This window comes from Pseudoalteromonas fenneropenaei (assembly GCF_042643375.1).
Taxonomy (GTDB): domain Bacteria; phylum Pseudomonadota; class Gammaproteobacteria; order Enterobacterales; family Alteromonadaceae; genus Pseudoalteromonas; species Pseudoalteromonas fenneropenaei.
The window spans coordinates 66543-78986 of the sequence record NZ_JBHRSD010000029.1; the positions used below are offsets into that span (position 1 = coordinate 66543).

Annotated in this window: 9 protein-coding genes; 7 read left to right on the forward strand and 2 right to left on the reverse strand. The window is 47.5% G+C overall.

Annotated elements, in window-relative coordinates; translation table 11 throughout:
• Positions 1 to 51: 51 nt before the first annotated feature.
• The 6 genes from lpxB to ACFOEE_RS15535 all read left to right on the forward strand — a co-directional run bounded on the left by lpxB (position 52) and on the right by ACFOEE_RS15535 (position 8134).
• Complete coding sequence (gene lpxB / locus ACFOEE_RS15510; RefSeq protein ID WP_377126679.1) at positions 52 to 1206, forward strand: lipid-A-disaccharide synthase; 1155 nt, start codon at positions 52 to 54, stop codon at positions 1204 to 1206.
• Entirely contained in the window at positions 1196 to 1795 is a 600-nt protein-coding gene (gene rnhB, locus ACFOEE_RS15515) for a ribonuclease HII (RefSeq protein ID WP_377126242.1), read from the forward strand. Before lpxB ends, rnhB begins: the two co-directional genes overlap by 11 nt.
• Positions 1796 to 1816: 21 nt before the next feature.
• Positions 1817 to 5308: a DNA polymerase III subunit alpha gene (gene dnaE, locus ACFOEE_RS15520; RefSeq protein ID WP_377126245.1), complete on the forward strand. Its 3492-nt coding sequence runs from the start codon at positions 1817 to 1819 to the stop codon at positions 5306 to 5308.
• Between the two features lie 15 nt (positions 5309 to 5323).
• Positions 5324 to 6280 carry an acetyl-CoA carboxylase carboxyl transferase subunit alpha gene (accA, locus tag ACFOEE_RS15525; RefSeq protein WP_377126248.1) on the forward strand — a complete coding sequence of 319 codons (957 nt, stop codon included), beginning with the start codon at positions 5324 to 5326 and terminating at the stop codon, positions 6278 to 6280.
• Between the two features lie 99 nt (positions 6281 to 6379).
• A complete protein-coding gene (gene tilS, locus ACFOEE_RS15530) occupies positions 6380 to 7735 on the forward strand; it encodes a tRNA lysidine(34) synthetase TilS (RefSeq protein ID WP_377126251.1) in 1356 nt (451 codons plus the stop codon).
• A gap of 51 nt (positions 7736 to 7786) precedes the next feature.
• Complete coding sequence (locus tag ACFOEE_RS15535) at positions 7787 to 8134, forward strand: hypothetical protein (RefSeq protein ID WP_377126253.1); 348 nt, start codon at positions 7787 to 7789, stop codon at positions 8132 to 8134.
• 32 nt (positions 8135 to 8166) lie between these two features.
• Here the strand turns inward: ACFOEE_RS15535 and ACFOEE_RS15540 are convergent, their stop codons facing one another.
• The gene (locus tag ACFOEE_RS15540) at positions 8167 to 9093 is read right to left on the reverse strand and encodes a GGDEF domain-containing protein (protein ID WP_377126682.1); all 927 of its coding nucleotides are present in this window, start codon (positions 9091 to 9093) and stop codon (positions 8167 to 8169) included.
• Positions 9094 to 9279: 186 nt separating this feature from the next.
• On the opposite strand from ACFOEE_RS15540, the gene ACFOEE_RS15545 reads away from it, so the two are divergent.
• Positions 9280 to 11253 carry a cation:proton antiporter domain-containing protein gene (locus ACFOEE_RS15545; protein WP_377126256.1) on the forward strand — a complete coding sequence of 658 codons (1974 nt, stop codon included), beginning with the start codon at positions 9280 to 9282 and terminating at the stop codon, positions 11251 to 11253.
• Between the two features lie 40 nt (positions 11254 to 11293).
• Here ACFOEE_RS15545 and ACFOEE_RS15550 read toward each other — a convergent pair whose 3' ends face one another.
• Entirely contained in the window at positions 11294 to 12439 is a 1146-nt protein-coding gene (locus tag ACFOEE_RS15550; RefSeq protein WP_377126685.1) for a patatin-like phospholipase family protein, read from the reverse strand.
• Positions 12440 to 12444: the final 5 nt, after the last annotated feature.

A 12444-nucleotide genomic window follows, 5' to 3' on the forward strand; every position in this document is an offset into this window, starting at 1 on the left:
TACCAGAGTTCGTATGGCGTTTTTGTTTATAGATACAGACACCACAACATGATGACGACAACAGCACCGCTTACTATTGGCCTTGTAGCCGGGGAACATTCAGGTGATATTTTAGGTGCAGGCCTTATCCGCGCACTCAAGCAGCATTATCCTAACGCCAAATTTGTCGGTATCGCAGGCCCTAAAATGCAGGCCGAAGGCTGTGAAAGCTTGTTCGATATGGAAGAACTCGCGGTCATGGGGCTGATTGAAGTGTTAGGGCGCTTGCCGCGTTTACTCAAGATCCGTAAACAATTAGTACAATACTTTATTGATCATCCCCCCGCGGTGTTTATCGGCATTGATGCGCCCGATTTTAACCTGCGGGTAGAAAAACCGCTTAAAGCTGCGGGGATCAAAACTGTTCAATATGTCAGCCCGTCAGTGTGGGCATGGCGGGAAAAACGTATTTTTACTATCGCTGAAGCCACCAATTTAGTGTTGTCACTACTGCCGTTTGAAAAAGCCTTTTACGATAAGCATCAAGTGCCTTGTACTTTCGTTGGTCATACCTTAGCTGACGAAATTCCTCTCCATAACGATACTCAAGCGGCGCGTGACGCATTAGGATTAAAGCAAGAAGACACCGTACTGGCGTTACTGCCCGGCAGCCGAGGTTCAGAAGTGGGCCTATTAAGCACGCCGTATTTGCAAACGGTGAAAAAGTTGCTGATCCACCTACCTAATTTGAAAGTAGTGGTACCGTTAGTTAATGCGGCACGACGCGAGCAATTTTGCCAAGCGTTGGCGGCGGAATTACCGAGTTTTAAGCCGCTGTTGTTGGAGGGGCAATCCGACTTGGCGATGCAAGCGGCGGATGCGATTTTACTGGCATCAGGTACGGCCACTTTAGAAGCTATGCTTTACAAAAAGCCTATGGTGGTGGGATATCGCTTTAAACCACTGAGTTATTGGATTTTTACCACTTTCTTTAAATTCAATATCAAGTATTTCTCGTTGCCGAACTTGTTGGCTGACAGTGCCTTGGTGGCAGAGTTTTTACAAGATGATTGCAACCCAGATGCATTGGCTGATGCGCTGTTGCCTTTATTACGCGGTGACAATGCGGCGTTAAAAGCCAAGTTCCTTGCCATTCACGATAGTATTCGTTGTAACGCCAGCCAACAAGCCGCCTTAGCGGTAAAGGAGCTTATAGATGCAAATTGAACGACCCAATGTGCGCCTAATTGCAGGCGTGGATGAAGTTGGCCGTGGTCCGCTGGTGGGAGATGTGGTCACCGCTGCGGTAATTTTGGACCCCACTAAGCCGATTGTGGGTCTGACTGACTCGAAAAAGCTTAGTGAGAAAAAGCGTCTGCAACTAGCAGAAGAGATCAAAGCCAAAGCGTTAAGCTATTGTATTGCCCGAGCGACAGTGGCTGAGATTGATGAGCTCAATATTCTCCACGCCACTATGTTGGCAATGACCCGTGCTGTTGCAGGACTGCATATTCCAGCAGAATTTGTGTTTGTCGATGGCAATCGCCTGCCAAGCTTAACTGTGCCAGCGCAAGCTGTGGTAAAAGGGGATAGTTTAGTGGCTGAAATAAGTGCTGCGTCTATCCTTGCCAAAGTGGCTCGCGACCAAGAAATGTTAGAGCTGGATAGCGCTTATCCTGAATACGGTTTTGCAGGGCACAAGGGCTATCCAACTAAAGCACATTTTGAAGCCTTGGCTAAGTATGGTGCAACACCGCATCATCGTCGCAGTTTTAAACCTGTGCAGCAGGTGCTGGCTGCGCAGGCTAATGGCTAATTTGTTTGACCAGGAGAGATAATGGCTGAACCAAAGTTTGTGCATCTACGGGTCCACAGTGATTTCTCAATGGTAGATGGCTTGGCAAAGACCAAGCCAATCGTCGGCCACGCACAACAACTGCAAATGCCTGCATTTGCCATCACAGACCAAATGAACTTGTGCGGTTTGGTACGTTTTTATGGCGCAGCGCATGGCGCTGGTATTAAGCCCATAATTGGCGCTGATTTATGGTTGCGCTCTGAGCAGTTTCCAGAAGAAGCATGCCGTATTGTGGTGCTGGCAAAAAATAATACTGGCTATCAAAACCTCACGTTATTGATCTCCAAAGCGTATCGCCGCGGCTATGTAATGCATCGTCCTATGGTGGATAAAGCTTGGCTAGAAGAATACAAAGACGGGCTGATTTTACTTTCCGGCGCCAAAGATGGCGATGTCGGTAAAGCACTACTCAAAGGCAACGAAGCGCTGGTACAAGAAACGCTCGCGTTTTACCAAACTCACTTTGCCGACCACTACTTTTTAGAATTACACCGCACTGGCCGCGCGCAAGAAGAAGAATATCTCCATAGTGCCGTTGCATTAGCCAGTGCAACTGGGGTACCAGTGGTTGCGACCAATGAAGTGGTGTTTTTAAAGGCGGAAGATTTCGAAGCGCATGAAATTCGCGTGGCTATCCATGATGGTTATGCGCTCGATGACCCAAAACGTCCAAAACGTTTCTCTGCGGAACAATATTTTAAAAGCGCTGAACAAATGGCAGAGTTGTTTAGCGACATTCCTGAAGCACTGCAAAATAGCGTGGAAATTGCCAAGCGCTGTAACGTGACAGTACAGCTTGGTAAATACTTCCTGCCGGATTACCCGACCGGCGACCTAAAAATTGAAGATTTCTTAGTTAAAGTTTCCCGCGATGGTTTGGAAGAGCGGTTACAGTTCTTGTTCCCTGACGAAGCGGTGCGCAAAGAGCGCCGCGGTGAATACGATGAGCGGCTGGAAATTGAACTTAACTGTATCAACCAGATGGGGTTCCCCGGCTACTTCTTGATCGTTATGGAGTTCATTCAGTGGAGTAAGGACAACAATATCCCAGTAGGACCTGGGCGGGGTTCTGGTGCGGGCTCGTTAGTGGCTTATGCGCTAAAAATCACTGACTTAGATCCGCTCGAATTTGACTTACTTTTCGAACGTTTCCTAAACCCTGAGCGGGTTTCGATGCCGGACTTTGATATCGACTTCTGTATGGACCGCCGTGACGAAGTAATCGACCACGTATCGGCGCTGTATGGTCGTGATGCGGTATCGCAGATCATCACCTTTGGTACTATGGCCGCCAAAGCGGTTATTCGAGACGTAGGCCGGGTACTTGGTCACCCTTATGGTTTCGTTGACCGAATTTCAAAATTAGTGCCGGGCGACCCGGGTATGACACTCGCCAAAGCGTTTGAAGTTGAACCACGCCTGCCAGAAGCCTACGATAACGACGAAGAAGTCCGCGACCTGATTGATATGTGTCGCAAATTGGAAGGTTGTACACGTAATGCCGGTAAACATGCCGGTGGTGTGGTTATTTCGCCAACGACCATTACCGACTTTGCCGCTATTTACTGCGATGAAGAAGGTAAATTCCCAGTTACCCAGTTCGATAAAAACGATGTAGAAACCGCAGGTCTAGTTAAGTTTGACTTCTTAGGCCTACGTACCTTAACCATTTTGCAGTGGGCACTGGATATGGCTAATGCGCGCTTAGCGCGTGAAGGCAAAAAGTCGGTGGATATTGCCGCCATTCCACTGAATGACAAGGCAAGTTTTGAAGTGTTACTGCGCGCGGAAACCACCGCGGTATTCCAGCTGGAATCGCGCGGTATGAAAGACTTAATTAGGCGCCTAAAGCCAGACTGTTTTGAAGATATGATAGCTTTGGTAGCCTTGTTCCGTCCGGGGCCACTGCAATCAGGCATGGTAGATAACTTTATCGACCGTAAGCACGGTCGCGAAGAGATCTCTTATCCGGATGCGCAATATCAGCACGAAAGCTTAGCGCCAATTCTTGAGCCTACCTACGGTATTATCCTGTATCAAGAACAGGTTATGCAGATTGCGCAGGTACTGGCGGGCTATAGTCTCGGTGGCGCTGACTTATTACGCCGTGCTATGGGTAAGAAAAAACCTGAAGAAATGGCGAAGCAACGCTCGACCTTCGAAGAGGGCTCGGTGAAAAACGGCGTTGATGGCGAACTGGCGATGAAAATTTTCGACTTGGTAGAAAAGTTCGCAGGTTATGGTTTCAACAAATCGCACTCGGCAGCCTACGCTCTGGTGTCTTATCAAACGCTGTGGATGAAAACCCATTTCCCAGCGGAGTTTATGGCCGCGGTAATGTCTGCGGATATGGACAATACCGACAAAATCGTCACCTTGGTGGACGAGTGTGAGAACATGAAACTCACTCTGTTGCCGCCGGACGTCAACACTGGTGCGTACAAGTTCGCAGTGAACGAGCAAGGCGAGATAGTCTATGGCATTGGCGCTATCAAAGGCGTTGGTGAAGGCCCAGTCGAAGCAATTTTAGAAGCGCGACAAAGTGGCGGGGCGTTTAAAGATTTATTTGATTTCTGTGCGCGGGTTGATTTGAAAAAAATGAACCGCCGCGTGATAGAAAAGCTGATTTACTCCGGTGCACTTGACCAACTTGGGCCAGATAAAACCCAAGGTGGTAGAGCCATTTTGCTGGCAAGTCTAATGGATGCGATGAAGTCCGCCGAGCAGCACCATAAAGCCGAAGCGTTAGGACAAAGTGATTTGTTTGGGCTCTTGGCGGTGGAGCCAGAAGAAGTGGCAAACGCCTTCGTGATAGTGCCGAAAATGTCGGACAATGAATGGTTGGAAGGCGAAAAAGAAACATTAGGGCTTTATCTTACCGGGCACCCCATCAATCAATATCGCAAAGAGTTAAAATACTATACCTCTGGGCGCTTGGTTGACTTGCAGCCCACCGCGCGTGACGTGCAAGCGACGGCGGCAGGCTTAGTGATCAATGCCAGAACCTTGATAAATAAGAAAGGAAATCGATGGGGATTGATCACTTTGGATGACAAGAGCGCCCGACTTGATGTACGCTTATTCCCAGAACAGTTCGAAATGTACCAAGATTTGCTGCAAATTAACCAAATCTTGGTAATATCAGGACAGGTCAGCTTTGATAACTTCTCTGGTGGCATTACAATGACCGCCAGAGACGTCTGTACTTTGGCAACAGCGCGCGAAAAGCGGATTAAAGCGTTAAGAATGACGCTGAATATGACGCAAATAAACGCGAATTTCATTGAAAATTTAAAGAAAGTGCTGGAACCCTACAAGTTTGGCACTTGTCCAATAAAAATTGGTTACCAACGCCCCGATGCGTGGGCTGAGTTAACACTCGGTACAGAATGGTGTGTGACGCCCAGCGATGATTTGATCCATCGCTTATCTAGATTGGCGGCACAAGAAATAGAATTAGAATTTAACTAAAAGGTAGTTTCGAGCATGAGCCTCAATTATCTTGATTTTGAGCTTCCAATTGCGGAGCTAGAAGCAAAGATTAAAGAGTTACAAAGTGTCAGCCGTGTGGGTGACTTAGATCTAAGCCTTGAAGAAGAGATCAGCAAACTAAAAGAGAAAAATGTTGAGCTTACTAAGAAAATATTCGCAGGTTTAGGTGCTTGGCAGGTTTCTCAATTAGCCCGTCATCCACTTCGCCCTTATACGCGTGATTACATCGAGCGTATATTCACTGAGTTTGATGAATTCGCAGGCGATCGCTTATTTGCTAATGATCCGGCTATTTTAGGTGGTGTGGCGCGTTTAGACGGCCGTCCTGTGATGATCATTGGTCAACAAAAAGGCCGTGACACGGCTGAGAAAATCAAACGTAACTTTGGTATGCCAAAGCCAGAAGGCTACCGTAAAGCATTACGCTTAATGGAAATGGCAGAGCGTTTTAAAATGCCTATCATCACTTTTATCGACACGCCAGGTGCATACCCAGGTGTAGGCGCTGAAGAACGCGGTCAAAGTGAAGCAATTGCGCGTAACTTAAAAGTTATGGCTGCACTTAAAGTGCCAACGATTTGTACCGTCATTGGTGAAGGTGGTTCAGGTGGCGCATTGGCAATTGGCGTGGGTGACCGCGTGAACATGTTGCAATACAGCACTTACTCGGTCATTTCGCCAGAAGGTTGTGCCTCAATCCTTTGGAAAAGCGCTGAGAAAGCACCACTAGCTGCAGAGGCCATGGGGGTTTCGGCAAGCCGTGTGAAAGAATTAGACCTTATCAATAACATTATTGATGAGCCTTTAGGTGGCGCGCATCGCAACTATGATGCAATGGCGAAAAACCTAAAAGCACAGCTGAAGCGTGATTTAGCGGATTTAGATGCACTTAGCACTGAAGAAATGCTCGATGCACGTTACAAGCGTTTGATGTCTTTTGGTTATTGCTAATCGACAAGCGCTGTGCACTTCGCTGACACAGTTTAGTTGCACCAAAGCCTAAAACATGAGAAAAAGCCGCCTAATAGCGGCTTTTTTGTTTTATTGTTCATGGTATCAAGCGCACTTACTCAATCTGCAATCTATCGTGCCTTAGAGGTCGAGTTAATCCGTTTTATGCAGCAAGAAACCGATTGCCAAGGTTTAACCTTAGCTTTATCGGGTGGTGCTGATTCGATGTTGTTGCTCAATCTCTATGGTGCGCTATGCCAAAGTCACGGGATCGCATTTGAGGCTATTTATGTGCACCATGGCTTATCGCCCAATGCTAGTGCTTGGCAAGCGCACTGTGCAGCGGCATGCCAAACGCTACAAGTGCCTTTTCAAGCTGTATCAGTCACTGTACATAAAGTGCCACGGCAAAGCTTAGAAGAGCAAGCGCGTGAGCTGCGCTACCAGGCACTCGACACCAATGCCAGCCCAAATCATGCGTTAGTCTTTGGTCATCATGCCAACGATCAGTTAGAAACTTTTTTACTGCGACTGCAGCGTGGCGCAGGTTTAGACGGCTTAGCCGCCATGGCAAGCAAAAGGCGTTTAGCCAGTGGCCGTCTCTGTTTTCGCCCTTTGCTTGAGGTAACGCGTAGCGAAATTGAACAACTGCTTGCGTTAGCCAATATCGCGCATATTGAAGATGAGTCGAATCAAGACGATAGCTACAGCCGTAACTTTTTGCGCAATCGGGTTATTCCATTGTGGCAAAGTGTGCAACCGGGCTTACTGACATCTGTGACCCGCGCTGCGGCATTACTGCGTGAACAAAGTGAACTATTGGCTGAGTATAGTCAGCTTGATTTACAACAGTGTTTGCAACAGCAGCATTTACGGCTCTCGCCGTTAGCTGCAATGAGCAGAGCGCGACAAGCGAATGTAGTGCGGGCTTTTTTGGCATTTCATGGTCTTAAAATGCCTTCGCAAGCTGTGCTTAATCAAATTCTGGATCAAGCCTTAGGCGCAAAGGCCGATGCGGAATTGGCAATTCAAGTCGGCCGTGCCAGTGAGTTTGCCGAGCAAGCCATTATGCTTAGGCGCTATCGGCAAAGTCTATTTGTGGTAAAGCCGCAAGCAGATTTGGCGGATTTCAATTGGCCTGACATGCCGAGCTATACCTTGCCTGATGGACGGACGTTACAGCGTGAGCAGGGCACTGGCATGCGCTTGCCACAGGACGATGAGATAGTCTCAATTCGTTTTGATGTGCCGCTTTTGCGTATCCACTTAGCGCACAAACCGGGCAGTAACACTATTAAACACTGGTTAAAGGACGCTGGTGTAGCGCCTTGGTTGCGACCTCGGGTACCTGTGGTGTTTTATAACGAGACACCGGTGCAAATTATCGGAGTCGGCTTTAGCCATGCGCATGCTCGGCTAGATGGTGTACAATGGCGCTGTATAGCATCAACATAGTTTGGCTTGTATTCGACGAGCCAAACCAGATATAGAATCTAGGGGTAATTCATGCATGCTCAGGTAGGTTTTGGGCTTATTCGACAAGCACCACAGGGCGTTGCCCTGATGCTGGTGTTAATGTTAATCGTCATACTGATTGACCGCGCAGCTTTGGCACAACATTACGGTGTAGCATTACAAGGGCTTGGGTTTGGTGGTTTAGCGGCTTTGACATTATTGGCTTATTGGCGTGGTAAAGGAGGGGTATTTTTTATCTTAGCCTTACTGATGCCACTGATTTTCGTGATTTTCGCGCATTTGCCCTCGTTTTTAGCCCTGGCTTATGGAGTGTGCGGTTTCTTCCTTGGTATTACACTCACTTTAGCAGGTTACGGTAAGCTTAAAAGCCAAGCCTAAAACAGCCCGGGGGGTTACCGGACTGCCTTTCATTATACCCCGCGAGCGCAGTTGCGACCCGCAGCCTTAGCTTGGTACAAGCCTTTGTCTGCGCGAGCAAACAGGTCATTTTCGCAATCTTGGCTGCCTGCCAAGGTATAACCAATACTGCTGGTGACACCAAAGCGTTGCAACAAGGCAGAATGTTCAACCGCACGCATAATACGTTTTGCGACGACTTTATTGGTTGTCAGTGATGGGTCGTCGATGAGAATCGCAAACTCGTCACCACCAAAACGGAACACTGAGTCGGTGGCACGAATGCTAGCTTGGAGTAGCTCAGCAAACTCGACCAATACCTCATCTCCCGCTTTGTGACCATGTACATCATTCACTTGTTTAAAGTTATCTAAGTCCAACAACATCAAACTAAAAGGTCGGTGTTGACGACGCGTACGCTCGATTTTTTGCGCTAACATATCGTTAAATTGACTGCGATTATTTAATCCAGTTAAGGAGTCTTTGGTCGCCAGTTTTAACACGCGGTTATACATCAGCGCATTACGCAGTGGATACAACAAGCAACTATGTAACTTGCCAAGTTTATCTGCAACACCTGCGCTGATAGGATACTGGCTAAAATACACCAGCTGTCCTAAGTGTTCATTGTTGTTGAGATGCAACTCAAACGACACCGGTGTAGTGTCGAGTTTGGCATCGCGCATCTGATATACACCAATCGAACAATGAAACTGCATGCCAGTAAAGTGGATCACTTTAGCGGCAAACTCGGCAAAAATGGTGATCAGCTCATTAAGATCAAGCGAAGTTTGCAGACGCTCAACCAGTTTATGCTGTTCGGTAAATTGATGGCCAGCGTGATGCCCTTCTTGCTTGTGCGGCAAGTACGGTGTTGCCGTAAACGGCAAGAAATCGCCACGTGTTGACATACGCTGTGCCAGAATATGGACGTTCTCCATAGAATAACCCCCTAAGTACAACTTTCGTATGGTTTTAAGCGAATAACGTGCCAGTTTTTTAAACTGGATATAAAACAGTTGCTTGCTATAGTTAAAGACAAGGCTTGCAGTTGCAGCGCGGCAATCTTGAAAAAACACGCTTATGGCTGCCAATAAAGTGACGTGCATTTGACGGGGGAAAGCGGTTTGCAAAGTGTGTTTACGCAAGTGTTCGCCTTGCTTGGCGCTGCGGTATTCTTGGTATGGTTATTCAAACGTATCGGCTTACCTGCCATCCTCGCATATTTGGTTACCGGGCTTATTGCTGGTAGCCACGGTATTGGTTGGATGACCAGCAGCGATGAAATTCACTTAATCGCAGAACTTGGCATCGTATTTTTGTTGTTCAGCCTTGGCCTTGAATTTTCGCTGCCGCGCTTAATGGCAATGCGCAATATTGTGTTTGGCCTAGGCACCTTACAAGTTGTGACTACCACTTTGCTTGGCATGCTGATTTTAACCATGTTGGGCTACAACCTCCTTACGGCCTTTACCATCGCCAGTTTAATGGCGCTGTCTTCCACTGCGGTGGTGGTAAAGCTACTAAAAGAGTCGGGATCGCTGAATTTACGCCGTGGGCAGCTCGCTGTTGGGGTATTGCTGTTTCAAGATATTGCAGTAGTGCCTTTACTCATTGCATTGCCGCTGCTGGCAAAGACCAATGGCCAAGATATAGTCGGTGCGCTGTTGTTTGCGTTCGCAAAAGGCGCCGCGATTTGTGTTTTTCTGCTCGCTGTAGGTAAGTGGTTACTACCTAAAGTATTCAGTGAAATAGCGCTAGCTCGCTCTGATGAGTTATTTGTGTTAACCACTATTTTAGTGGCATTGTGCGCAGGTGTGCTCACTTACTCGTTTGGTTTATCGATGGCACTTGGGGCATTTTTAGCTGGGATGATGTTAGGCGAAAGTCATTATCGTCATCAGCTTGAAGCTGAAATCAGGCCATTTCGCGATATTTTGATGGGGCTATTTTTTGTCACCGTAGGCATGCAGCTGGATTTAACATACGTCGCGCAGGTGTGGCCTTATGTGCTGCTTGCCCTCTTAACGTTATTCTTCTGCAAGGTCGTGATTTTAGCAGCAGCGGCTCAGCTAATGGGAGAGCGCCGCCGTGATGCGTTGGCAGCTGGCTTTAAGCTTTGGCAAATGGGCGAGTTTGGTTTTGTCCTAGTAGCCTTGGCCAGCAAACACAATCTCCTTGACCCAGATACTGCTTCATTCCTGATAGCCTTAGGGGTACTGTCGATGGCGGGTACACCTCATTTGATAAGTAAGCTCGACATTATTTTGGATTGGCTCATCCAGCCTAGCAATAAAGAAGAAGCCGAGCTGCCACAAAATATGGGCGCAAAAACCTTTGCCAACCATGTGCTTATCTGCGGTTTTGGGCGTGTTGGGCAAACCGTAGCGCGCTTTTTAAAACCCGAAGCCATTCCTTATGTGGCCGTAGAACTTAATCCGCACTTGGTACAAGAAGCCAAAGCGGGTGGTGAAACTGTGTTATTTGGTCATGCAGGGCAGCAAGCGATTTTAAAGTCAGCAGGCATCGAACGAGCACGTTTGGTGATCATCACTTTTGTTGATTATGAAAAGAGCCTTGAGATCATTGATGCCGTTCGCCGTGTTGCGCCCGAGGTAAAAATTTTAGTAAGGATGCGCGACGACAGCCAGCTTGAACAATTAAAACAAGCGGGTGTCACTGAGGTGGTGCCAGAAACACTCGAAGCCAGCTTGATGCTGGTTTCGCATGTATTGTTTATGTCTGGTGTACCAATGAAGCGGATCTTGCGCCGAGTCAGTAAAGAGCGGCAAAACCGCTATGCCTTTTTACATGGCTTTTTTGCTGGCGACGCAGACGAACTCAAGATTGACCAACAAGAGCGGCTGGAGTTTTTGCATGCCATTGCGTTACCTGAACATGCCTATGCGGTCAATAAAACCATAGCTGAATTAGCGCTAGAGCAGCGCCGTGTCGAGATCTCTGCATTACGGCGCAATGGCGAAGAAATCGCACAGCCGAGTGACGATACGCAAATTTTAGCGAACGACATTGTGCTTTTGAAAGGCAAACCACGGCGGGTAGAGCGCGCTGAACAGTTCCTGCTAGACGGCTTGCCCTAGGGCTATAAAAACAAACGGCAAAGGTTAACAGGCCCTAATGTTAATCAAGCTCTAAAAAAGCCCTAATTTCAGGCAATTTAGCTAATCCATCTTGATAACCTATCTCGATTAATTGTTGGGTATAGGTTTTCTCAAACAGCAAATAGCTCGGTAAGCTTGATTGAGTGGTATTTTTCACGCCGATTAAACGCAGTAATGAGCGAATCGCCAAAGGCATATCATCAAAATAATCCAACGCCAGTTGGTTAAAATTGGCTGACGGGTTTATCACCAAAGTCTCGATTTTTTTCAGCTCGCTGCTACCTTGTTGTGTTGGTTGTTTATCTATAGTGCGGTTTATACGTTCCAGTCGTTCTAAATCAGACTGCAATGTGTCGCTAAAAATAGTGTCGAGCAAATGGCCTGCAACTGCCGACATACCAGGAAAATGCGGCTCATAGCCAACTGGTGTGGTGGGTTTGGGTTGGTCGACGCCAATAATAAAGATTTTCTCTGCCCCTAAATGAATTGAAGGGCTAAGAGGCGAGAGCTGGTGGATAGAACCATCACCGTAATAATGATGCTTAACTCGAACACTTGGGAACACCATAGGAATGGCGCTTGATGCCATCAAATGGTCAATTGTCAGCGGCATTTGCTGGCCTTTACGACGCGCACGTTGCCAAGGCTCAGCGCTGTTTGCTTGAAAAAACGCCACGGATTCGCCAGTGGAATAACTGGAAGCCGTCACAGAAATCGCATCAAGAAAGTTACGATGAATATTACGTTCTATTCTTGCTAAATCGAGCACCTCCGATAACAAACGGCGTAGCGGTGCGTTGTCGAGTAAACTCGCGGGTGGGTGGTTTAAATGCTCCGACTGAAAGCTGCGCAACATGTTGCGGGTAATATGGCGATACACCCCCCAGAAATCACTGCGATAAACCATAGCCGTATGAAAGCTTTTCCATACCCACTCGATTTTTCGCACAGCTAAATGCATACAAGACGCATAACAAGCGAGTGCGCAAGAGTTGATTGCCCCAGCTGAGGTGCCATTAATGATTTGAAATGGAATAGGAGCGGTACGAGCCATACTGAGAGCTAATGCTTTGAGTACCCCAACTTGATATGCCGCCCGAGCGCCACCACCAGTTAATAATAACGCGATGGTGGGTTTATCTTGGTTTAGTTGCTTTCTACCCATAGATA

Coding starts and splice junctions, on each gene's coding strand:
- accA (WP_377126248.1), top strand. CDS start 5,324: ATGAGCCTCAATTATCTTGATTTTGAGCTTCCAATTGCGGAGCTAGAA.
- ACFOEE_RS15550 (WP_377126685.1), bottom strand. CDS start 12,439: ATGGGTAGAAAGCAACTAAACCAAGATAAACCCACCATCGCGTTATTA.
- ACFOEE_RS15540 (WP_377126682.1), bottom strand. CDS start 9,093: ATGGAGAACGTCCATATTCTGGCACAGCGTATGTCAACACGTGGCGAT.
- ACFOEE_RS15535 (WP_377126253.1), top strand. CDS start 7,787: ATGCATGCTCAGGTAGGTTTTGGGCTTATTCGACAAGCACCACAGGGC.
- dnaE (WP_377126245.1), top strand. CDS start 1,817: ATGGCTGAACCAAAGTTTGTGCATCTACGGGTCCACAGTGATTTCTCA.
- rnhB (WP_377126242.1), top strand. CDS start 1,196: ATGCAAATTGAACGACCCAATGTGCGCCTAATTGCAGGCGTGGATGAA.
- lpxB (WP_377126679.1), top strand. CDS start 52: ATGACGACAACAGCACCGCTTACTATTGGCCTTGTAGCCGGGGAACAT.
- tilS (WP_377126251.1), top strand. CDS start 6,380: ATGGTATCAAGCGCACTTACTCAATCTGCAATCTATCGTGCCTTAGAG.